The sequence below is a fragment of the Wenyingzhuangia sp. genome (assembly GCF_039768515.1).
Classification (GTDB): domain Bacteria; phylum Bacteroidota; class Bacteroidia; order Flavobacteriales; family Flavobacteriaceae; genus Wenyingzhuangia.
In genome coordinates, this window is record NZ_JBDNAI010000044.1 from 16,268 (window position 1) to 42,582 (window position 26,315).

At 35.9% G+C, this 26,315-nt stretch carries 12 protein-coding genes; all 12 read right to left on the minus strand.

Translation table 11 applies throughout. The annotated features are described in order from the left end of the window. Positions 1 to 73 precede the first annotated feature (73 nt). The gene (locus ABF281_RS02870; RefSeq protein ID WP_347180192.1) at positions 74 to 1,726 is read right to left on the minus strand and encodes a T9SS type A sorting domain-containing protein; all 1,653 of its coding nucleotides are present in this window, start codon (positions 1,724 to 1,726) and stop codon (positions 74 to 76) included. Beyond that, a complete protein-coding gene (locus ABF281_RS02875; RefSeq protein WP_347180193.1) occupies positions 1,716 to 2,054 on the minus strand; it encodes an SDR family NAD(P)-dependent oxidoreductase in 339 nt (112 codons plus the stop codon). Before ABF281_RS02875 ends, ABF281_RS02870 begins: the two co-directional genes overlap by 11 nt. Positions 2,055 to 2,175: 121 nt before the next feature. Further along, the gene (locus ABF281_RS02880; protein ID WP_347180194.1) at positions 2,176 to 3,588 is read right to left on the minus strand and encodes an L-fucose/L-arabinose isomerase family protein; all 1,413 of its coding nucleotides are present in this window, start codon (positions 3,586 to 3,588) and stop codon (positions 2,176 to 2,178) included. 14 nt (positions 3,589 to 3,602) lie between these two features. Beyond that, positions 3,603 to 4,301: a hypothetical protein gene (locus ABF281_RS02885; RefSeq protein WP_347180195.1), complete on the minus strand. Its 699-nt coding sequence runs from the start codon at positions 4,299 to 4,301 to the stop codon at positions 3,603 to 3,605. A 2-nt stretch (positions 4,302 to 4,303) separates the two neighbouring features. Further along, positions 4,304 to 7,477 (minus strand): T9SS type A sorting domain-containing protein, encoded by a 3,174-nt coding sequence (locus tag ABF281_RS02890; protein WP_347180196.1) that lies wholly within the window; start codon positions 7,475 to 7,477, stop codon positions 4,304 to 4,306. A gap of 53 nt (positions 7,478 to 7,530) precedes the next feature. Then, complete coding sequence (locus ABF281_RS02895; RefSeq protein ID WP_347180197.1) at positions 7,531 to 8,778, minus strand: mandelate racemase/muconate lactonizing enzyme family protein; 1,248 nt, start codon at positions 8,776 to 8,778, stop codon at positions 7,531 to 7,533. A 27-nt stretch (positions 8,779 to 8,805) separates the two neighbouring features. Then, positions 8,806 to 11,178, minus strand: a complete 2,373-nt coding sequence (locus ABF281_RS02900) for an alpha-L-rhamnosidase C-terminal domain-containing protein (RefSeq protein WP_347180198.1) — start codon at positions 11,176 to 11,178, stop codon at positions 8,806 to 8,808. Positions 11,179 to 11,192: 14 nt separating this feature from the next. Further along, positions 11,193 to 14,777, minus strand: a complete 3,585-nt coding sequence (locus ABF281_RS02905) for a LamG-like jellyroll fold domain-containing protein (protein ID WP_347180199.1) — start codon at positions 14,775 to 14,777, stop codon at positions 11,193 to 11,195. 5 nt (positions 14,778 to 14,782) lie between these two features. Then, complete coding sequence (locus ABF281_RS02910) at positions 14,783 to 18,031, minus strand: family 78 glycoside hydrolase catalytic domain (RefSeq protein WP_347180200.1); 3,249 nt, start codon at positions 18,029 to 18,031, stop codon at positions 14,783 to 14,785. Positions 18,032 to 18,136: 105 nt separating this feature from the next. After that, complete coding sequence (locus tag ABF281_RS02915; protein ID WP_347180201.1) at positions 18,137 to 20,053, minus strand: hypothetical protein; 1,917 nt, start codon at positions 20,051 to 20,053, stop codon at positions 18,137 to 18,139. 173 nt (positions 20,054 to 20,226) lie between these two features. Next, complete coding sequence (locus ABF281_RS02920; protein ID WP_347180202.1) at positions 20,227 to 23,415, minus strand: BNR-4 repeat-containing protein; 3,189 nt, start codon at positions 23,413 to 23,415, stop codon at positions 20,227 to 20,229. Between the two features lie 21 nt (positions 23,416 to 23,436). Further along, on the minus strand, positions 23,437 to 25,902 hold the full coding sequence (locus ABF281_RS02925; protein WP_347180203.1) for a BNR-4 repeat-containing protein: 2,466 nt from the start codon (positions 25,900 to 25,902) through the stop codon (positions 23,437 to 23,439). Positions 25,903 to 26,315 lie beyond the last annotated feature (413 nt).

Below are 26,315 nucleotides of genomic sequence, written 5' to 3' on the forward strand. Positions count from 1 at the left end.
CATATTGACTAGTTTAAGTTTGATTCCAACTTTATCAAACCTCATCGGTATAGACACAGCAACTATTATCAACCTAAATTTTTATTAATATTTTAGTAATTCTAGACTGAATTTTCAAAAAATACATTCCTTTGCTGCATGAGGATAAATCTATTTTACTATCAAAACCACTTGCAACTAACCTCCCTGTTGCGTTATATACTTTATAGGCTTGTTTTTCGTGTAAATAGAAAACTCCACTTTCACTTGGATTAGGAAAAACATCAACCTGTTGTTTTTCTATCTCATGAACAGACAACTGCGCATTCTCTTTTAACGTAATAATGCTTATGGATAATGGAGGAAGTAAAACATCACCTGTACCGTCTTTGATTAAATTTGTGGGATCAGCATCTATATCAATATTTGCAACTGGCCCAAGTTCATCAAAGACCAAAGCCTTGTGAATAAATCCTTTACTAAAAATCTCTCCATTAAATGTAAGTTTAAAATCGGCTGGTTTATTAGCTAAATTAACCGCTATAATTTTCTTAACACCATTCTTTTGTACCATCCGTGCATTGACAGCATTCAACGCAGAAGTTAACGGTGTAGAGATTAGGGTTGAGCTTAGCATTTCTCCATCCATAAAGACATCGCTTAACATTTCATATACCGACAAATACCCTCTTTTTTTTAGTGGATATACAGGTCTTCGATTATTTACCAAAACCATTGGGTTTAAACTCTTATTAAATATAAACCAATTGGCTCGATCGTAGATCTCTTGATTTTCGGACATGTAAAGATAAACATCTGCCATACCCAAACATGCAGCAGAATTTACTTCCGCATTTGAGTTAGCCGAAACACCCCATTCAGTCATCCATATAGGCTTATTTCCTGCATGACTTCTTATCCATTTTACATCATTATCCAAAACATTTCTTGAAGTTAACAATTGACTGTAGGCCGTATTACTCTCTCCAGGTATATCAGGATCTCCTCCCATGTATTTATGAAGGGATATTGCATCGTAATAATTCTTGTCTGCTACAATCGTTTTATTGTAGTTTTCATGTGACCTTCTCCAACTCAACGGAATAGAAACTCTTACTTCTGGAAAACGTGTATGAAGTGCATTGGCTACAGAAATAGCTCTATTTCGAAAATCTAGTTCTGTTATGGTTTGGTTAGATCGTTGAGATTTCCAAAAATGCTCATTTCCAAGCTCAATGTCCTTGACTTCTAGACCTAACAAAAAATCTTTTTCTGCTCTTTTTACACAACTTTCAGCATCGTCAAAGTTCATAGAGTATGTCCACATCATATGATAACCTCTACCGTATTTTTCTTGTTTCTCTTTATTGAGTACTGCTATCTCATTAATATGTCCTTTAATTTTGGCTGCATAGACATCTATAGTAGATTCAAATTGCTTATTGTCATAACTATCATTCTGATAACCATCAGTTTGCCACTTATAAAAATTAGCCCATAAACCATGCGGAAAACGGATACTAACAGGATTGAATTTTCTTATAAAATCTTTTTCTTGTTCTGTTTTAAAATATTCAACATTATAACCAAGTAGTTGATTCTTAAATGATTCTTTCGCTAATGAATCCACATCCATTGTAACAGATATCTTATTAGGTAAAGAAAAAGGATAATTCTGAGCTGTTGTTGATACCCAAATACAATAAAATAAACTTGCTAGAAAAAAAGCCTTTGAGTTATGTTTCATAATGATTAATTTTTGTTCTATCGGTTGTATCAACTGCATTCTTTTTCAAATGTGTTCCTGCACAATTTACTAATACATCGAGAGCTCCAAAATCTTTTTCAATTTTTTGAACGAATGCTGGTATCTCTTCTAAATTAGAAACATCAAAGGATAGATACTTACATTGTTTACCTAACATATTTTTAGCATTAATGAGTTTTTCCTCATTTCTGCCCACTATTAGGACCTCAGCACCAGCCTGAACAAATGTTTTAGCAATACCAAATCCAATGCCACTTCCACCACCTGTAACTAATGCTTTTTTCCCTTCTAATCTAAATGCGTTCATTATATAAATCTTTAGTTGTACAAAACAAAAATAACGACATTTGACAACGTAAAAGAACCCTTTCGTGCAAAAAAACAACCTTATACGCTACTTGTTCTTGCCAATCAGAAAGTGTTTAAAGCTAACAAATGCGAACTACTCTCAAGTTCAAAAGGTTTCCTAGCTTTTGAACTTTGTTGGCAATATGACCTACCCCAATAGCGCAATGATGTGAAGGCCCTTGTTTAGACCATTCATTCATAAAGGCTCTTACACCAATTGAAAAACGATATCGGCTATTGGTATTCCCAATTTGTAATATTGGGCCGTCCACAGATTCACCTTCTGCAACTAACAAGAACACGTCGTCTTTACCTTCAACCACAGATAAGAGCGTTACTGGACCATGTTGTACTGTCATTTGAATTGACAAACCTTTACCAGGTTTCCCATGGTATACGGGTAGGGGCACCAATTTTACATTACCCTCTGCTATCGCAAAATGCGCAGGTCCATCGTGTCCTAACATAACAATATCATCGTTAAAATCCATCGCATAAAATTCAGAAAATGAGCCCCCGACACCAAAGGCATCCATAATTTTCATAGCTTGAGCATTCTTCACTTCATATTCTCCTGCAACAGGAACATTTTTACCTGTTAACAAGGTATTTCCTGCAATTACAGAAGTTACAATATTTTCATATTCATTGGCAGTCTCACCTTCGTAATAATAAGCTAAAGATCCTAAATCATGATTTAAAACTAGTTTATCTAAAGCTATTGATGTTTTTGCAGCACGAACCAATTCTTCATTTTCACAGGCGTGAGTCACTTCAAACGTGGTGTTGAATTCCTTTAATTTTTCGTCAACTTCCGCTTGGGTTACCGCATCTCTATATTTTTTTACTTCACACATTTCAACGATTTCTATGTGTGTACCAAAAGCCGACGATTGTTTGGTTAAATCAGAATAAACATCTAGCATACCGGCATAATAGTGTCCTAATACACCTAGTCTGTTGTTTTGCATTATTGATACTACTTTGGCAGCATCGATCCAATCTTGAATTTCCGCCCAAACTTCTGGTTCATCCAAATATCCTGTTACAAATTCATAATCTATTCCTGCACGGTTAAATACATTCGCAAATTCTGGCACTGAACATGCCTGACAATGTGCCAACCATTCCCCCGTCATTTTACCACGATCACCCAAAGCATTAAAACGCTCATAATCTATAGCTGCAACAGGTTGTATATTTAAAATAACTACGGGGCATTTTACTTTCTGAACCACAGGTAAAACCGTAGAAGACAAGGCATATGTTGAGATGTATAAAAACAATATATCTACGTCTTCTGCTTTTAGCACCTCCGCTTTTTCCCTTGCATCAATGGGAGAATCCACAAGTCCTACATTTACCACCTCAGCACCAAACCCTTTCATTTTATCTGCTATCTGTTGCTGATAACCTTCTAGCCTTTCCAATAAACCCTCAAACTGTGGCCAATAGGTATCTAAGCCTACTCCGAATAATCCAATTTTTGTCATTCTATATCTTTTTATTATTTGGTTTTAAAACGCCAAACCTCACCAATCGTGTTGTTTCCGTATATATCCTTTACATCTACTCTAAAATAATAAGTAGTTTGTGCCATTAGATCCAATACCTCAAAATTTTTAAGGGTTTGATTTTCTGAAACTCTTGTGATTGGTGGATTTTTATCGTCTAAATAAACATCATAAGTTACCAAATCATCATCTGGGTCTGAAGACTGCCAAGCTAAGGTTGTCGATAAGCCAACAATTTCAGAACCCTTTTTGGGAAACTCCAAGCTAGGTGCAAGTGGCGCATGATTGACTACGGATTCGTTTTCAATCAGAAATTGAGCTACTTCTGAATAAAGACTTTCGGCACCTCTATTGTCTACTGCCTTAATACGCCAAAAGAGTCTTTTCCCTTTGGGTAGTTGGATCAATTTTGATGACTTAAATAAGAATCGGCTGATGATCAAAGGCGAGAAAGAATTGTTTTCTGCCACCTCTAACTTGTACTTCACAGAATTCTGTTCAGGATCTGTCGAAGGTTCCCATTCAAACATCACGTTGTTGTTAATACAAAGAGTATTGTTTAAAGGATAAACTATAACAGGTATAGAGGGCGATTGATTTTCTTTTTCTTGACCCGTCTCGATACCCTCGTTTGAATCACTTGCACACGATACCAGGATACTTAAAATTAAAATTGCGAATATATTTTTCATATTTAACGTTTAACCATTTTTATTACTGCACCACCCATTTCAGAAATCTTGACAAAATAAACACCTCGAGCCTTATTTGTTATATCCACATGAACCTTTCCATCTACTAACTGATAAGTTGTATTTGAAATCAACTGTGAATGAATATTATAGATTTCAATACGAGCTTGCTTCTTTTCTGTTGGAATGTAAATATCGAATAGCCCAGTGGTAGGATTAGGATACGCTTTGATCGCTTCTACCAAGTTCATTTTTTCCAACAGCGATCCTTGACAGGATGAAATACTCCTGATCTCTATCTCGTCACCATGGTTTACTTCAGCTTCAAAATGATTTTCATTGGTCGTTAGCATCAATTCTCCATTTTTAATAAGTGAAAATGGGGCAGTCCCTTGTTCAATATCAACGACGACTTTACTTTTTAAAACAGACATCTTAGCCGAAAGTGACGCTGCTTGTCGAACAGTTAACTCATAACACTGTGCTGCGCTTTCTCCATTTTTTACTACACATAAATCATATATATCTGGAGCTAGATTTTCAATCGCTAAACGATTGGTAAAACTATACGAAACGCCATTTAATATAGCACTGTGGGTTTCATTGCCTACGACTTCTATTATGATTTTACCATTCTCTTTATCCAAACAAGTCTCACTTAATGTCTTCACCGTAATAGGGCTTGCTCCTATAGGAGCATATTCAGGATAAATCCCATCAAACCCTACTTTTTTGTATGCCTTTCCATCTCGATTTGCCACAAGTTCTTCTCCTTCAAAATTTATTTTTTCTCCATCGCCTATGTATAAACTAAGTTCTGTTTTTCCGCCAACTTCTCTTTTTCGGATCATACCAAACCGTCCTTGAAATTTTATTTTTGAAAGGGGATTGTCATACACCGAAGTTGTGTCTTCTTGTGAAATGATAAAGTCAATAATCTTAACACCTGCTACTTCTGAAGTTACTTGAATACCTACGATTTTGTCACCATCAAAAATATTAATAACCTCTTTGACTGAGGGTATTTTATCCTTGGAAGGTTCAAATACATTGATAAAAGGTCTATCCCAAGCCTCACCTTTTTGACGTACTGCAATCACTTGAGTTTTCTTAGTCATGTAACCGTTACTTGCCTCTCGTGTTGGTGGAGCTAATGCCTTTGTATATTCACGCTCAACACCACCAGGCATTAACATATGCATGTATCGGTTATTTTGATTTAAATCAAAACGGACATTGACACGCTCCTTTGTTGTGGGTGTGACCAAAGTGTTTTCAAAAAACTCCCATCCCGGAGAATTTACAAAATCACCAATATTGTTATCATATCGCTGAGTGGGTGTGAGAGAAAATTTTTCATTTTCCGAGTCAGTCAACTGTGTTTCGTCTCCTAAATTGTGATAAATATAGTCGTGAAAATTATTTTCCACTAAAGAATTAGATCGAAAAACATCAACATAATAAGCAGTTGTTGGACTTGTTCTAATTGTACTTAATGTCCTTTGCTGATCACAATTATTTACCTTATCCTCCAACAACTGGGTTGCAAAGCTAATCTCTTTAGTCAAAGGGTCTTCTAAATTTTTTGGCTCCGCTGACTCATTTACCGTTGTGTTTTGCCATAAATAAGAGTTCGAGTTCCAAGCTCCGTCTTGAATACCATGAGAAGTCCCATTCACGATTACGGTGTTATTTCCTGCATACAATCTAAAATAATCGGTATGTAATGGGATTTTTCTATCCGCTACTTTTACTGGCATACCACCATTAGCCGCCATTATATAACCCGAACCATATAGTTCCATACTAATACCTGTTGCGTGTGAATGTACATAATGGGCTCCCCCAATGATTCCACACAAACCATATTCGCTGTTGTTCTGTTCTACATAATTACGTTGTAAAGCAATACCGGCATGTTTAACAAGTACTGTAGGTTTATAGTCTATCTCCTCTGTAATACCCGTAGGTATATTGTGACCCCAAAATAATTCAAGTCCAAAATAATTTTCGAAAGAACTACTAGCCAAGGTTGGTTTATAACCTCCGTTTGCTTTGTAATTTTGATTTAATGCTACTTCTGAACGTTGTTCTAATTCACTGAGATTTCTTCGTTTGGCTATGTCTAGAGCATAACGATAATTTGTAGCTGTTCCATCATTATCTCTTTTAGAATCTCCATAACGTACAAAGCGCCTGTTTGGGTGTCTCAAATTAGAAAAAATAAAATTTCCATTAAATATATTAAGGTTTTCACCCGAAATATCTAATCCTGGCTTGTAGCGATCAACCATGTTTAATATGAGAGAAATATTGGGCATAAAACTATAACTTAACGATTCTGGCCAAATACCTTGTTCTCCAAATAATGGTAGTATCGTTTTGGTAAATGAGTTTTGTCGGCTTGTTCCTTTAACCCAAAATACATCAAACAATCGTTCGCGTTCAAGATCGTCTTCTACCATAAGAATTGAGAATAGTGAACCCGTAGCGGTTAAAACTGGATGATTACTAATCAACTTTCCTATTTTATTATCTGTCCCTTTGTATTCTGCTAAAGCATTACCCACAATATTTTTTATGGCTTTTTGCCCTTTTGTATGGTCATAATTCACATAGGTTTCTGTTGATCTGCTGTACACTTTAGTTCCTGGTTTTTTTAAAAAATTGTACACAAAATCATATGCTATGGCTAAATGTGGATACGTTGCTCGAGAATCATAAAAATAATTTCCACCTATCGTGGTGAGCTGAGGAGTCCTTACAGCTATTTTATCGATGTAATAAGCAAGTATATCTGCTGTAAATTGTGCGTAACGTTCATCTTGTGTGATAAAATAGAGCATTCCCGAAAAAGAGGCTCTTTTTAACATTGTACTGTGTTCCGCAGTTTTTGCAGAAGCGACAGACTCAGCGTTGGCATCATTCGCCGCAAGATCAGATAAGCCATAAAAAATAGCACTAGGATTGGTTTGATGTGTTGCCAATCTAGTATCTACTTCATTACGAAACTGACTTACTATACTTCTTGCCCAACTATTGTTGTTGATCTTCGCTAAAAGCTCTGCTCTTTCTCCTTCTTTAATAAATAGGATTGGATGCTCTAACGACTGCGAAAACCCAAAAGTGTTTAGCAAGATTGTGAGTAAAACAATCACTCTATTAAAATAAACCATAATAATACCTTCTTCTGTTTATAAATTGTCTCTAAATTTTCGTCCTCTGTTAACTACAAATGAACGTATAATGGACTTATTTTCTTTAGGTGGTTTGAATCTAGAACTACTCCAAACCCAGGTTCCGGCTCAAAAGAATAATAACCATTTACCTCTTTTTTAGTTGCAGCAGATTGCAAACATTCCAAATATATTTTTGAATCTTCTTTTTTCTCTATGGCTTCAACCCATTCAGCTCCTAATCCTATCGCTATTTGTTGCCATGCAGAACAGGCTGGCCCTACCAAACTATCATCTCCAATCATTATTTTTGAACCTGTTTTTTTTACTTTCTGAGCCAACTGCACTGTGTGTGTAAGACTTCCCATCGTGGAGGGATGTAAGTTGTAGATTCCTCCCATTCCTTTTACCATTGTCTCTATTCCTTTCCAAGCCGGACGCATTGGTGCATCTGGAATTAAAGTTAAATCCCCAACCATTTCTTGCAATTGAACCCATTGCTGTATATTTAAATGGGCGGGATCTTCTATGGCATCTAAGCCATTATCTTTAAAACGGTCTAATATAGATTTTAATTCTTCTAAGGATTGCCATTTTTTATAACCTTTATTCACATCCGAAATCACTACTGCTTCATCTCCCAATACGTCTCTGATGGTATGGAGTAGTTTCATGTCAATATTTTCATCCCCATACATTTTAAACTTCATGTGGTGCCCCAAGTTTTGCTCTAAACTTTTTTCCGCTTCTTCTCTTGCTTTATTCTCATCCTTATCTAAGATGCAGTATAAACCAGGAACAGCATTTCTTTCAGACAATCCTAATAATTCTACTGCAGATTTGTTTAGCATTCTTCCTAAAAGATCTAGAAATGCCATATCTAAAGATTCTAACATTTTAAGAGACCGTGTTGAACCTATCACTTGTTCTGACAACAATAATCTTTGTGCATCACTGATAGACAAGCCTTTAAATCTCTCTAAATATTCAACCCAAGCCGTTGCTTTAAAATTTGGATCATTTTTAGATGCAGGTGTTTCTGTCCAGCCATAATAATCTCCCGATGTTATCTTAATAAACAAATGCTGACGGTTATGCCATGTTCCCCAGGAAAAATATCGAGGTACATTGATGTCATACCTAAATATTTCAATCTTAGTAATCTTCTCTTTTAAATATTCTGATCTATTTTTACCAATGCAAGAGGATAGTAAAGGATATGTTGCTCCAACAATACCGAACGCAGAGATACTTTTTAAAAAATCTCTTCTGTTTGTTTTTCTATTTTCACCACTAAACATGATAGTAAGTTTTGGGTCGTACTTGAGTTATTTGTAAACTGTTTGGACTTTCCACGTCCCTGCATGAGCCTTAAACATTATGTATGCTGAAGTTTGTTCTACATATTCAAAGTCTGATCTTTGATTTTTGACTTTTCCTTTCTTCCAGATCAATTGGTTATTAACTCTTATTTCCTTGATTTTCTTATTTAATTTAGGAATACCAACTATCGCATTGGTTTGCTTTGGTGAAACTAATGCCATTTCATAGGTATGATCGCTCAACTGTATATCAATGTCTATATTTCCTTTTACGGTCGGTATGGTTTTTTTCAAATGTTTTAAATGAAGTAACGTAGGCATAATTTGATACTCACTCCATCCTGGTTGCGTAGGAGTTACACCAGCAACATATTTTGAGAGAATTTTATTAGAACCATTCCACGCATGATTATAACTTCCTCCTCTAGGAAACATTTCGTACAATGTTGACATTGACTTTTTATCAACTTGGCTCTGATATTGATCTTTCATCCTTTCAAGAGCTTCCGAATTTCTACCCGCAATACACATAGCCTCTTCTACAATCCATTCAAAATGTGGGCTAGAAAAACGATTTGGAATCAAAACTTGATCTACAATTTGCTGATGATATTTGGGATTTGAAATGCCTGAAACAATAGCAATGGCATTGGCTCTATCATCTTTTAAGCTAGTAGCATTACTACTGTAAAATCCATTTCTCCAATACGTTTTTTGAAAGGCAGTTCTCATGGAGGTCATTCTATTATCATACCACAAAACATGCTCTTTTTCTCCCAGTACATTTGCCATTTTCTTTGCCTCTCTCAATGCTAAATAATAAAAAGCCATTTGGATAGGTTCTTTATCTGTTGTTTTCTTAACCCCCCAATCTACCCAATCCCAGGAATCTGGACTTTTCCTCAAACGATACTCAGGTAAACCATTTTCTTGCATTGGAAACAAATCTAAATAAGCATACAAATAGGGATATGCAATCTTCAAAGTCTCAATATCACCCGTATTCATATAATAAGGCCAAACTACCTGAGCAATAAACTGTAGGCTTTGAGTTACCAATTCTCGAACACGCAAAGGACCTAAAGCTCCTAAAACATGATTTTCACTAAAAGCAACTGTTTGCAAAATAGCTTTTTTTAACAGTTTGCGGCCAGCGTTATCCATTGAGTAGAACAGATAACCGGTTTGATCTGCAACATCTCCAATCCAAAGTGCTCGTTCTCTATCTGGGCAATCCATAAAATTATCACGAGCACAAACAAATAAAGTATTATTTCCCATCCACCATAAACGATTATAAAAAGGATCGTCAACCTCGAACTTCCCTACCATTTCTCCAACACTCATCCATCTATATTTTAGAGCATTTACTTTAACTCCTTTAGGAATTGTATACCGTACTTCATGACCACTCATCCATGAAAAACTTTCAAAAGACTGTATACCTGGTTTGGTGATATAAGTCGCTGAGATTTTATTCAAACGGTTGTCTGTTGTGATATAAACAGTATCATTCCCTTTAGATTCTATTTCAAAATAAGGGGTAATCTGCTTATTAAAAGGCAATTTACATGTTACTGTTTCCCCGTTACCAACAAAAGGAAACTGTAACTCGTCATGATTTTTGTAATTCTTGAGACCATGATTAACCAAATGAGGTACAATATTCTTTTCTAGGCCATACCATGGTGCTGAACCTACAAAACCTTTTTCAGAAGCCGTTGGCCAACTAGTATCGTCAAAATTGGACTTATACCATGCCTTTTTAGACCAATCGCCCATCGCGTTTTGCGCATTAAATTTTACGGGGTATTGCACCAAAGCTTTACTTGCTGGAGAAATGGTATTGTCATAACCTGTATGCTGTTTGGCCTTCCAACTTCCATCAGAAACCAATCGTTGATTCCCTATTTGAGCGGAAAATAGTAAACCTCCTTTTCCACTATCAATATGTGTACCCTTATGGGTTTCTCTACCCCAATACCATACTAACAAGGCTATTGTATTTTCTCCTTTTTTGAGGTATTGTTGAATATTAACTGTTTCATACCAGGAATTTGACGGCGTTATTTTTTTCTTTCTGTCCCACATCCCTGCTTGACTTGGTCCTCTTGAAAGTCCTCCCTCAAAAAGAACCATTTCTCCATTTATCCATAACCAAAATTTACTGTCCACGGCAATATGAGCTTCAACAACATTTGGAATTTCATTTACAGCAAATGTTTTTCTAAAACTCATCCATGTATTAGAAGTACTATCATCCTCTTGCCATATCCACTGTGCATCTTCCCAACTTGGAGGATTAGCAAACATGGAAGTGGGACCTATAATAGCTAACAATAGCAATACTACTAGATTGATGTTGATTCTTATTTTCATACTTGTTGTTTTTATTATTGTTTAATCCATTTTGACCTGTAAACGTTGCCTGTTTCATCTGTCATTCTTATCATATATACTCCGCTTTGGAACGAAGAAACATTGAACTGATTGTCATTTATCATAGCTGATTTTATCATTCTACCAGATAGATCGTAAACTTTTACAGTATTCATCTTAGCTCCTGAAAAGTATAGAATTTTGTGAGTGGGGTTTGGGTATAACTTAATTTTATCTTGAAAAGCATTTACTTCAGAAAGGCTAAGGCTCGCCAAATAATCTTCTAAATTGCTAATGTTCATGACTTCATTCACCTCTGTCTTGGAAAGCACGTCATTAAACATATAAACCTCATCCAGCATACCTGTAAAGTTTCGTACGATTTGAGTTGCTGAAAATGAACCAAAAATTAGTCTCCCTACGGCTTTTGATTTATCCGTTTCAAATTCGTAACCTTCAGCAATACTTCCTCTTTGCTCGCCATTCACATAAAATTTATGTTCCCTTTGTCCTTCTCTTTGGTCAATCACCAAGGCAACATGAAACCAATCCTCTTTTTCTTCTGTCTCCACATTAAATGAGATAGATTTTTTCTGATGAGATGATCTAAAACTTAAATCCGTTCCGTTTGAATACAGTAAAGTTCGTCCCGAAGTAGCTTGCAAAATATCTCCACGAGTGGTATAATCTGATACTTTCAACCAAAATGCTATGGTATAAGCAGTTTCAGCACTGTATTCGAAAACATTATTAGCAGAGGTGAAATAAGATCCTTGCGTATAACTAAAGACGCCCCCGTTACCATATTTCCCATCTGCATAAGTTACAGCAGACCCCATGGTAGCGTTATTTCCGTTACCACTTTTATCGTTACCATCCTCTTCTAGTGGCAAATAAAACAATAGTTTGTTTGTAAAAATACCCGCTTTATCGAGCACACTAATGGTAATACTCGTTTCAGCACTTTTACCATCTGTATCTGTTACTTTAGCTTTTAATTTATGGTTTCCTCCTTCTAAATCTGACAACGCAAGTGTTTCTGTTGAAGAGAAGTTATAAGGTGCTGAGGTTTTTGTAGCGATAAGCTGTTCCTCAAGAAACAATTCGACCTTTTCAATTCCCTCATCATCAGTAACATTCAATTCAATGTTTAGTTCAGCATCTTGCTTTTCGAATATCGCACCATCGCTTGGTGTTGTAAAGGAAATTTCGGGAGCATAGTCAACAAATATATCTGCATTAAACTCCCATACTCCAGGAATCACATTAAATTTCAAAAAAGACGCGTCCTCGCTATTAAAAGAAATACCTTGAACACCATTCACAAATGTACCCTCTTTCCAAACAGTTACACCTCCAACGGTAACCTCAAAAATTTCTGTATTCGTTTTTGGTATACCTACAATAGCTGTTGTGTTCTCTGGTGAATCTAGCTTCAAATTAAAATTAGATTTTCCTGCATTTACCTCAACCAATATATCACCTTTAACAGAAGGAACAGTAGTTTTGAATGAAGTTAGATTAGCAAGAGTCGGGCAAACTTCATAGGCACTCCAAGCTACTTCGGTTGCCTTAATACCTGTAATATAACGTGACATGACATAGTTAGGCGCATTCCATGCGTGGTTGGGTGTCCCCAAACTACCTTTCGGATCCGTATCAAACCTTTCGTATAAGGTAGTCAAATCAGGTTTAATAATTTGGAAATTATAGACTTCCTTCATACGAGTCAAAGCTTTTTCGGGATGTCCCATTTTCATCAGAGCTTCCTCAGCTAACCATTCCATGTGTGGACTTGATTTTCTTACAGGAAATAAAACCTCATTTACCAAAGTATTATAGTGGTTTTCGTTTGCCAAACCACTTAAGACTGCTAAAGAACTTACACGCTCTTCTATTGGTTTGCCCGAAGTGTTATATCTATTTCCTCTCCAGTATTTATTCTCATAGGATTGCTCTATGCTTTGTATCCTGCTATCGTACCAAGAAATATCGTCATTTTCACCTAGAACAATAGCCATTTTTTTTGCCGCTTTTAACGCCATATAATACCAGGTCGCCTGAGTTGCTGCTCCATCTTTATCACTCCCCCAATCAATCCAATTAACACCACCTGACTTTTCTGTAGGCATCCCATCCGACCCCATAATCCATAGCTCTAAATACTTCAATATCGCAGGATAAGCATTCGCCATTGTAGCCACATCTCCTGTATTGTAATAATACTGCCAGACCACGTGATCAATAAATTGGAGACTTTGTGTTACGAATTCGGCACTTTTGGTTTGAAAACTTCCAAAACCCGGTGTTAAACCTTCGATAAGATCCCCTCTCCGATAATTAATAGTGTTGTCAATAGCTTTCTTTAATAATTTTCTACCGGCTTCATCTAAAGTGTAGAAAATAGCACCTGTTTGATCTCCTACATCACCAATCCATAAAGCACGTTCCCTATCTGGACAATCCATATATCCGTCTCTTGCACATATGTATAGCGTATTACGTGCCATCCACCATAAACGAGTTAAATCAGGATCACTACATTCAAAATTCCCTGTCATATCACCCACGCCTGTCCAACGATATTTTAATTCTTGTACGGTTACTCCAGCAGGAATTACATAATCTACAACATGACCATTAAACCAAGTGTAGCCTTCAAATTCTTGAACGCCACTTTTGGAAATATACCTAGATTCTAACAAATGAAGATTTTTGTTGTCTGTATTGATCACAATGGTTTTACCCGAAGTAGCATTTAGTTTTATGTAAGGTGTAATTTGTTTGTTGAATGGAAGCTTTGCTTTTACAGTTACATTAAACCCTGAATTATTAGTATAAGGAAGCTGTATCGATGATCCATTAACTGTCATTGATGGATAATTTGTTAATCCTCTATCATTCCACTGAGGTATAGCTCGCGCTACCAAATTACCCCAAGGTTGACTATTGATACCTCCTTTTTCTTCTGGTATACTCCAACTGCTATCATCATACCCTTCGGTGTACCAGGCATTATCTGTCCAATCCCCCAGTGCATTTCGAGCATCAAATTTCACATTATAAGGTGCTATTCGATTGTCCTCTCCACCACCTCCACTATTAGGATCATACCCAGGATGCAATTTCATTTTCCATGAAGAGTTTGTATTCAAGTCAGCACTCCAATCTGAAGAAACATATAAGCCCCCTTTACCACTGTCCAAATGCGACTTCCGTGTACGCCCCCAATACCAAGCTAAAATAGCAATTGTATTTTCACCTTGTTTCAAGTAAGGTGCAAAATCAACAGGGTCGAAATAAGTAGTATTCGGTGCAGCGCCTCGTGCCAATCCTCCTTCAAATAATACCATCTCACCATTTATCCATAACCAATATTTACTATCCACAGCAATATGTACCATTGCCTCTGAAGGCACAGTAGCCACATTAATGGTCTTTCTAAACGCCATCCACGTATTTGCAGGACCCTCTTCTTCTTGCCAAATCCATTGAGATTGAGCATTTACAGAAGTAATTGAAATTGTTAAAAGGATAAAGAGTGATACCAAAACTCTTCCTTTTCTAGATTTTAGATTTAATTCTTCCTTGATTCTCATGATGCTTACTTATTATTATAGATTTTAAATTCTTTAATTGAAGGTACTTGTTTGGCATCTATGATAAACAGTCTACATTTTGTAGATTTAATGGCATCAAATTGATGGGTTTTATTTGTACCACATGAAGTTCCTTTTGCAATATCTTTCCACTTCCCATTTTCCCAATATTGTAATTTATATGACGAAATATCATTCTCATATTCATCAACAACAACTTGATTGTATGTTTGAGGTTTTACCCATTCCACTTCCAAATATTGATTTTTTGTTTTGGTAGCTAACCAACGTGTTTTGTGATCTCCATCATTTGCTCTAAACGCTTCAAAAACAGGTAATTTTTCAGTTTTGATAAACATCGATGAGGCATTCATTCTTCCTAGTTTTGCCAAATTCTCTGGCTCTTGTAATGGTTCTGGAAATTGCGTTTTAAGCATTTCATCTACCTTAAAATTGTAAACTCCAGAAGTAATCTTATAAATTACATAATTACCAACAGCTTTGCTTTTTTCTGTTCCTACAAAAGTAATTCCTTCTGCATTTTCTGCTAAAACTCCTCTTTCCTGAATTCCGTTTTTACTTATTGCTGGCAAATATACTTTAGCTGTGGTGTTGACAGGAACTTCAATATGAAAGATCGCTCCTTTGCCTTCTTTCTTCCAATTGACAACCACATTTCCATACATAGATTCGTAAGCTGTATTTGCAAACGTTAAATCGCCAACCAAAGCTGGTTTAATCATTATGTTTTGCATTCCTAACTGTTTTGGATTTGGGCGAATCCCTCCAAAACCCTTAATAAAATAGCCTCCAATTCCTGTATAACAGGTGTGTATTTGACTATTCCCAATAGCAGACCAACGTTCTGGCCACACGGTTTTTCCTTGTTCTAAAAAGTAACCATAACTAGGGTGATGCTTGTCTTTTAACAACTCATAAATTAAATCCATTCGCTCGCCAGATTCAGTAAAATAACGAGTATATAAGGCTTGTCCTGAACTTCCTGTATCGTAATACGGAAATTTATATAAGACATTATCCGCTAAACTTGCTTCTACTTTTTCTCTCTCAGAGTCTGGTGTGACACCTGAAACTAGGGCAAAAGCTTGATCTACTTGATACCCTTTTAAATATTTACCAGTTTCTGGATTGTAAGACTGTTTATGAGTAGCTTCTCGCTGAATTCTAAGTCTATCTTCATATGTTTTAGCATCCTCAGTTTTACCTAAAACTTCAGCAATATGCATCGCATTTTCTAACATAAAAGCATACAAACAATTGTTAAAATGAACTGCTTCTGGAGAGTTACTGCTTGTCCAGAAATTACCACGTGGCGTACACCAGTCCCCCAAACCAGGCATTTCTCTTTTTCCTTGTTCACCAATTATTAAACCACCAGTATTAGAATTGGAATGCTCATACAGCCAAGTCATCCATTTTTGCATGGATTGGTAATTATCTTCTAGCACTTTTTTATCTCCTAACATCCTATAGGTTTCCCAGACCGTTAATGGATTGTTGGCTTTCCACATTAAAAACGGACGATCTTCTTCATTTAATACGGCTCTCGTTTGACCATCTGATAATTGTGCATCTCTAGTATATTGAAGATATTGATCCATATACGCCCCACTCTCAAAATTTGGCAAGGCATCACCATACATAGCGGCTACGGTTACTTCTCCCCAACCTCGACGTTCTCGGTGCGGACAATCTACCAAAAAACCATCCATAGTATTGGCTAAATAGGTGTTCAAATTGATTTGATAGATCTGATTTAGTTGCTCACTTGAAGATTCAAAACTACTAATCTGCTTACGATTATTGGTAATTACATATCCTGTTGCATCTTCAATTTTGGGCTCATATGTCAAACCATAAACTGTAATCCATCTACCACCTGCTACATTAAAACGATTTTGGAATTTACCCTCTCCAATCTTACCATAAATATATTTGCTCTTCTGATTCCAACTTGAAGTGGTTTCTATCTGATCACTTATCTCAAACAAAATAGAGTCCCCTTCTGTTCCTTTGTACAAATCCATTTCAAAAAACCCTGTATAATTTTCTCCCATATCAATACGATAGGTGCCATCATAATTTTTATCCACAGCAACAGCTTTTATCTCTTTAAACTTTACTTGAGGTTCTACCATTTGAGCACTTAATTTCGTTTTTATAGGACTATATAAAGCTCTAACCTCTCTATTCTTTCTGCTGTTCAAAGCAAAACTGATATTATTCCCTTCAGGGATTTTAGTATTGAGTATTTTGTGATCGTATACACTTGCATTCCTCCAATTGCTGTCATCATATTCCGGAGTGTTCCAATCGTCCTCTCTTTTGCTATCATCTATGGTTTCTCCACCGAAACGAAGAATATCCCAATCACCATAATATGATGTGTGGCTTTTTTTGGTTTTCCATGTTTGATCTGATTTTAGAGATATTTTATTATCTCCTACCTGAATTTCTGCTTGTGCTTTGAAAACAAATGGAATATTCCTATACTCACTGATTCGTTTCCATCTTGCCCAACCTGCAGCATGCCATATCGCAATAACATTATCTCCTTTTTTTAATTTTTTAGAAATATCATAAGTCAAATAAGGAATCCTCTTTTTCATATAAGAAGACACTGGATTCAATACATTTTCAGTAATTTTTTCTCCATTAACGTACAATTCATGATATCCAAAAGACCCAACAAAGACTGTTGCCGAAGTTGGATTTTCTTTCAGTATAAAGTTTTTTCTATACCAATTGTGATCTATTTTCTTTTGATCAGATTTCATTATCCAATCTCCTTTCCAATCGGACTGTTGAAGCATACCCGTAGAAAAATAGGCTTTTCTACTCCATTTTGAGACCCTACCCTCCTGATTCCAAATCCTAACTTTCCAAAAATACTGCTTGGCTGACAGTAGTGAAACCCCTGCATAAATGTTATTTACCGACTGATTGGAGTGTACTTTTTCAGAATCCCAAACATCAGCTATATTTCTATTGATATTTTCTAGACTACTTGCAACAAGTACTTGATAGGCGATTTGCTTTTGACCTCTAACCATTAGATCGCCTAGTAGTTTCCAACTTAACCTTGGACTAGTATTGTCTATCCCCAGAGGATTTACAAGGTATTCACAACGCAAATCTACTGGTGTGATATTTGTCTTTATTGCCGCATTACCATTAATGGCAACACACAAAGTAAATACCAAGTTAATAGTCAATAATAATCGATTTTTCATTTTCTTTTAATTATTTGTCCTAATCTGCTTAAATGATCTAATCAAGAAATTGTGATGTAAATAAATTTTGAGGAGTTAAATCCCTATTTATCGTGCTTAAAAACATTAACCAACAGTAATGGATAAATTGATAGATTTGGCATCTTCTGGAAAGTATACTTCTAATGGTAAGGCTTCAACTCCTGGCACCATATTAAAAGTTCTTTTTCCTTCTATTTCTTTAGTTTTAATTGGAGCGTTTGCTTTAATAATTACCAACCCTTCTGGTTTTTGAATGGTGATTTCAAATTCACTAACAATGGTAACCTTTTCACTTGAAGGAGAAACTACAGGTAATACAAAAGCTGTTTTTTCAACAATATCTTGTTTTGTATTCACTTTAATTTCTGTTTGATTGGCAGAACAGTTATAAGCAATATCAAATGCAGAAGCAGTTCCTATCACTTCATCTCTATCTACGTTTTTTAATTTTACATCCGCCAACAGTTCGATGGTTCCGTTTTCATCTTTAGCATTAACTTTTGCTGGTAAATCGTATAAGTTTGTATACCAAATATCATTCTTGAAAACTTCTACCCTTGGAGTTAAACAAATATCTTTTCCTGGTTGTGGTTGTTGATTGTTCTTTTCTACCAAAGAATACTCTGCCATACTTGCCGAACATAAAAGACCTACTTTATTATGATACAGAAGACCTAGGGCTCCACCTGAAGCTTGACGAAAATCATATTTATAATGGTATTCTGCATCATAAGCGCTTACGGTTCCACGCCAATCTCCCCTTGAAAAAAGAAACACCTCTAAATCTTTAAAGTGTTTGACTCCATCTGCTGTCGTTCTAGGCAAACTATTATTTGTGTTTGTTTTAGGTAAATGCTCCCAATGATCTAATAAAGCCGCTAAAGGTTTTGCATGGGCAAATGTATGGTGTACACACGGAGGTATTCCTGCCTCAATAAAGCCTGGTCCACCATGAAGCAATCCATCAGCTGTACAGCGTTTCAATAATTCTGTGTTTTTTACAGCCGCCGTTCCAAATGCAGGATTAATATCCGACATCATAGCAAATGCAGGCTGACTACCATCACAGGTTCTACTTCCCCAATACGTCCACTTGTACATTCTATTTCCCCAACTGTTGTCCCAACCTCCATCAGGCAACATAAATTCCAAGTGACTATTTAACGATTTTGTTAATAACCCTAAGAGCTCTTCATCTTGTTCTTTCAGAGCATACATCACCAGACCATTTAAAGTTTCTTCAACATTATAGCCCAAATCTACTCCATGCAAACCCTTTTCGCTTAGTTTGCTAGAACTCTTTTTACATTCTCCAAACAGTAAGCCTTCATGCTCTGTAAAGTATGCTTTTACTTCAGACGCCAATTTTTTACTCTTGACCTTAAAATCACTTCTATCTAAAATATCACCTATCAAGTTTAAACCATAAACTGCAGTACCTGGATAATTTATATTGGTAAAATCAATGGTAAATGTGTCATAAAGGTACTGACCCGCTTTTTCAAGACGATTGGTCCATGACTTACGAGTATTCTCATCAAGGACATGTCCATGATAATGCAACGCTTCGGCCAAAGCTATGGCCCCAAAAACGGTTATTCCTTTCCAAGATTTAGGGTTCTTTATAACTGTCCAAGCACCACTTTCTTGAGATACATTATTTTCTGCCCAAAGCATTACTAGTTTTGCACCCTCTACATATTTTTGATCCCCTGTAGTATCTGCCATATATAAAAAGGGGTAGACTGCATCCATACAACGTCCATGAATATGAGAACAAGAAGGACAGCCTAAAGCACCATGAACATTTAAATCAGACGGATTGTTGATTTGCACTTTTAACATTCCATCGCTCCAATCTTTTAACAAACCTGAAATTAGATTTTTAAATTCTAATGAATGTTCTGGGTGATCGGAGCAAGCACTTAATATTCCCGACATTGGTAAAGACACACCAACACCAGCTAAAACTGAAAGTTCTAAAAAGTTACGTCTTTTCATTTTGATTTTGTTTTAAGATGACAAATTAAGAATACACTCTTTTGCATCTATCCTGTTACATCCTGTTTCGTCTCGAAAAAACAGAAACAAACTTTTTGTTCTTCTCAGTCTAACATAACCGTAACTCTTAACACAATCAACACGCAATCAAATCATCTAAATGATCCCAATTTTTACTCAATGATTAATTTTGTGTGGTATAATCTTCCTTCATCATCTTGTGCTTTTACCAAATATACCCCAGAACTCAGATTGTCATTACTAGTCACATCGATAGCACCATTTTTTGTAGTGTTTTGATAAACTACTTTTCCCAATACACTATAAATTTTTACCTCAGCACTGTCCAAATTTTGAAACATAATTCTAAAATCTTCTTTAGCTGGATTTGGGTAAATTTTCATAGAAGCATTAAGGGCAATCGCTTCAGCCGTACTCAAACTTTGGCTTGTTGGAAGTACTTGCCATATACTTCTTGTATCTGTGTCCTCAACTGCAATGGTAATAACACTTCCACTTTCCTCTTGATATAAAAAACGTCCACTGGTTCCTGCCTCAAACCTATAGGTATTAGTCACTTCATTGTAATGTGAAGTCCATACTTTATCTGAATCTGTAGCTGGAGCTACCTTTGTTGTACTCACAACTGCATAAGCACCTGCTACAAATGCAGCTCCTGTAGCTCGTAGGATACCACTTTGCATATTGTCTATATTAACAAAACTTGTTCCTGTAACTTCTGTAATTTCCCATTGTCTCTCTTTGCCTCCAATTTCGCTGTGCATAACAACGGGTTGAGCACTAGAAGGACCTTCGCCTAAAAATTCTTTCGTAGCAATATTCCTAAACCAAAAAACATCATCTGATCCCTCGCCACCAGCTGCAACTGTAGCATCACCAATGATCATTTTATCAAAGTTAAAGCCTCCAACTTCTCCTACTACTCTTATTTGTTGAACTCCTTTTTGAAGAGAAATAGATGTTTTTGTAGATAAAAATCTAGTCAAATTAGGCGTTTTTGTAAGGGTTACAGACTTCAACTGAGTGGACCCTGTCATTATCTTTAACTTTTTGTCAGTTGTTGTTGAAGCGGCAAAAATTTCTAAAGGATATATTCCATCCTTTGGAACGTCAATGGTGTATTCAGCATAATCTCCTACATTCCAAGCATTTAAATAGAACACTGAATTGCTCCACCTTGTTACGTTCACCCCGCTTTTTGCGCTGTAATATTCTGCCTCTATCTCTGCAGGGATTTTGTGTGTTTTAGCTTTTACTGTAATTGTTTTTGTAGCCTGAGCCGAAGTAAAATATTCATTCCCTGTATCAGAAACTGTTACTGTTGCAGTCCCTGCACCCAGTGCGTGTCTTACTTTATTACTCCAAACAATAACCACTTGATTATTTGGAGCTACAAATCTTAATTGGGCATCAGGATTGTTACTCGTAGCTACAAGACCAATCTCATCACTTCCAGAAGTCAACGTTGGAATATCCTGAAACGTAATTTCTTGTTCACGAACAGGCACAGTTAATTCATAACCAACTATCGGCGCTGCATTATAAGTGTCATTTCCTGATTGGAACGCACTGATCGTAGTTTTTCCTGCACGTTTTACTTCTATTTTACCCTCTACAATAACGGCAACATCTGTATTAGAACTTTCATAAGTTATTGGCAATTCTGAAGTTGCTGTCGCATTTAAAATTTCAACTGAACTTCCCCAAACATAAGTTGTTTTCGATAAGTCGAAATTTACAGTTTGGTTTAATTTAGAGGGGTTCGATTTGATGATTAGAGTTTGTCTTACCTCTGGAGCACTATCATAGATCCCATTTCCATTTTGGCTTGCCACTATTTGACAAGAACCCACTCCCATTATTTTAACTTTGTTATCCTCTACAATACGGGCAATATTAGTATTTGAAGATTGGTATGAAACTGTTAGACCTGAACTTGCTGATGCATTTAAATCAAAATCCGAGTCACCTTCTATTTTTTCAGATAAAACATCAAAATTGATTTCTTGAGTAGTGTACTCCTCTTTCTCTAATTGAAATGCAAAACAATGTACAGGAACTTCTTCACTATTCTTTGCCTCACTAAAAACTACTGCAATGAGTCCATCTTCCATTACAGTGATGCTCTTTTTTACACTTAGCCCAATACTCTTTCTAAAATCCTCTCGCCAAGAATAAGAACCTGCTAAAGCACTTGTTACAATAAAATTACCTCCAGAAATAGTAAACTTATACATGCGTTTACCATAAAATATACCTAATGAGCCTTTGTTTCTATCTTCTGTAAACTCAATTTCATCATCTTTCTTGAGATAATTGTATGCATCCGTATTCTTGGGCTTTTGATATAGATAGATATCATTTTTTGGTGATATCGCCACTTGAGGTCCACCTGCCCATCCCGCAAGATCTGGAACACTACGAGGATCTGCAATTAAAAAAGGAGCATGATCTATAATAGGTAAATCATAACTTTTACCCTCAACAGTGGTTGCTTTGTCATTCATTCTGTCTCCCAATTCCATTAGGTAAACTCCTTCATTTAAAGTAGTTGGTGATTCTGCCCATCTTGGAGAATATGCATAATAAAATTTCCCATTTAGAAAATGTGCACTACCATATGCAAAATTTCGCTCTCCTTGAGAGACCTCGTTTCCCCTTCCCCTTATGATTGTTGTTTCTACAGACCAGCTATGCCCATCATAATAAGTCATAATAATATCACCTCCCACAGCAGAGCCTAATCGTCTTTCAAAATACATCTCTCCTCTGCCATTAGTAAACAAATCAGGATAAGTAACACTTGTGACTTTCTCCCCTGGAATTAAATAATCTTGTTGAGGTAAGAAATTTTCTAAAACAAAATCACTATCAGGTCCGTATGCTATGTTTTTCTTCGAACGTATATAATTTAAATCTTCATTATGATGATCAAACATCAAATGTACAGTTCCATCAATAGAACAAACCCCAATATTTGTAGTTAAATGTGTATCTCCTTTACCCCCTACTAAACTCATTTTTGCAGGCAATGCTACATGAACCCAAGAACCTTCTCCAATTTTCTTTCTAGAAACCATCAAGGTACGGTCTGCCCAGCCACCTCGATACCAAGTGTAAAACACAAATCCGTTTGAAACTTTCATACAATTACCATGTGGATTGATACTTGCTCCATAATGATAAGGTTTAGCGTCATCTGCTTTCCAAAAATACAATGCTTGATCTGTAATTTTTGAGCTTTCTAAAAATGTTACTTGTGCAGCACTTTTTGGAGAAAATGCAATAGCAACTGAGAATATAATGAACAGTAATTTGAATTTTAAAGTAAATCGTTTCATCTTCTTGTGATTTAATCTTATTTATCTTATCATCAACTTTGTACGTGATGTTTCTTCATGGCTTGACATTACCTTTACTAAATATACTCCAGGGCTAAAAACAAAGGTACTGTCAAATTTAAACTCCCCATTGGAAGTTGACCCTTTATAAACCATCCTCCCTACAGCATTATAAATGAGTAGGTCAGCACTCAAAGTATTATTTAAAACAATCGTAAATCTTTGATTTAGAACTGGATTTGGGAAAATTTTGATTGATGGTTTTTTAATACTCATTATGGATGTAGTCAAACTTTCACTTGTAGCTATTGCTTTCCATTTGCTCCTATTCAACATCTGTACGTCTGATTCGTCAATACTAATATTCGTTACATCTCCGTTGGTATCCTGATATAAGAACCTATCGTTGTTTTTTGATTCAAACCTAAAAGTGTCTTCAATTTCATGGTAATGAATTGTCCAAACTTTGTCAGTATCACTTGTAGGAGACGATTTTGTGGTGCTTACAACAAAATAGGCTCCCGTTGGAAACGCTGATCCTGTTGCTCGCAAAACACCAAAGGTTTCGCTATCTATATTATAATAATCTCCACTTTCAACAAAAGTCCAATGTCTATCTGTTTCTTCTCCTGAATTGCTCATTTCAACTGCGGTAGCACTTACGCCAGAATCTGTTAAAAACTTTCCTGTCCCTATGTTTTTCAACCGATATGTATCATTAGTCAAATCTGAATGATCAACTTCCGTAACTTCTATCGTAACTGTTAGAGAGGTGGTGATTTCTCCTGTTTTTTTATATAGTTTGGCTTTTACAGTGTGCCTTCCAATACTTTGAGCAACCCAATCGAGCAAGTACGGTTTTGTCGTATCTTCTGCTATGGAAATATCGTCAATGAAAAATTCGACCTTTTCAATTTCTCCTGAATCAGTGGTAGCATTTGCAAACAGCTGAACAATTTCTCCTTCATCAAAAGATTCATTATCTATCGGACTCACTACATTTACTGCAAAAGGTTTTGGTCCATTATCTATACCCAAATCAATAATTTGCATATAGGTAGGTTGTGTATCATCACTGTCTGTAGTATTGTTTTCTAACAAATAGTAATATAATTTACCCTCATAAATATACGCTTGCCCTTTTCTAAAACGTTTCCCTGTGGTCGCTTCATAAACCGTTGTAAAAAGATTTGTCCCTCCACTAGCTTTTTTTATCCTTGGCCTTCCTGACGAATTCAACCCTATAATATATACATTGTCTCCTGAAGAATAAAGGGTCTCTGCACCTGAAAAATTTGTTGATGTTGTAAAACTAGTCGCGCCAGCAGGTTTGTAAGTATGTACGTACTTAGTGACATTGTTCTCATTGTCTTTTACCTTGCCTATAAAATGAATATCATTATTTTCAGTTACTGTCCAGTCAAAACCACTTACCATATAAACAGCATTCTTCTGAGTGGTAGAAACTTCATCACCTGGTTCAGAAATCAATATTTTATCTGCGATTGCCAGTGGCCTTGAAAAGCCTAGTCCTTCATGATCTTTCCACTGATTTAAACCGCTCGGATCATCTGAATACGCATAGTAAAAACCATTCTGATACAAATATTTATCTTGTCTATTATTCGATCTCCTTTGAAAACCAATTCTTATTTTTCCATTCAAGTATTTCATATCTCCGTAAAGACCCCAATTGTATTCACTTCCAAAACCAGAAGCACCTGTTCTGTTAAAGTCGGTATAACCTTCCCAATCATGACCGTCATATTTTGCAAACAAAAACTTACCATTTTCTGAATAACCAAATCTATTTTTCATAAATAAATCGCCTTGATCATTGGTAAAAAAAGCAGGATAAGTCAATAATTTTGTAGTATTGGTATCTGTGATTCCTGGGAAAGCCAAATGTTTGTAGTTATTGTTCGGTGACTGAACAAATAAATTGATATCAAACTCATCATCTGACACTGTAGCTGCATTTTTCACAGAATAAGAATATCTTAAATAGTCATTAGAAAAAGCAGCAACATTTCCATTTCGGTGCATATCGTAGACCATATGTATGGTACCGTCTTTTGGACAAATCCCTACAGCAATAGTATTGTGAGTTTCTCCAATCCACCACTTACCATTATACCCAGTATGCTGATGAGGAAATTCAATTGTTTTTTTGACACCTGTATCTTTGTTGTAACGGGTAAGCATCACATGACGATCATTCTTTCCTCCTCTATACCAAGTCATAAAAACATAGTTTTCATAAGCTTTTATACAATCTCCATGAGGTGTGAGCGCAGTTCCATAAACATAATCATAACCCGACTGTGAGTTTGTAGAGGTACTGAGGGCTACTTTATTACCATCAAAATACATGGCTAAATCTGTAATATGCACTTCTGATTCTAAGACAACTTGAGCATTTACAAACCAAGTAAAAAGAAATACTAATGATGAATACCGTAATTTTGAAGTAATTGTTTTTTTCATAAAAGCTAAAGGATTAATACATTTGTAAAATTGATTTTAAAAAAAAAAAATGCTGTCCTGTACTATCATGATAGATTCAATTGATAAATAAAAAATAATCGTGTCCCAAAATCATCTATTTTTATTTATCAAAACAATACAAACAACTTGTTAAATAAGTATCCCTGATAATTAGGTTCAATAATTAAAGGGAATATGGTTGAACTCAGTATAGCACAGGACAGTTTGAACAGTTTAATATTTAATTTTGTGAAAAACTATAAAGTATAATTATGAAAAAATTTAACGCTGGTCACAGCATCGCACTATTAAGTTGTACATTGGTTGTTCTTACCTCATTCTCTTCATGTTCAAAAGAGAGCACCAACACATATAAAGAATTTGTGCTCGAAGAAAGAGAACCCGTTGTTGTG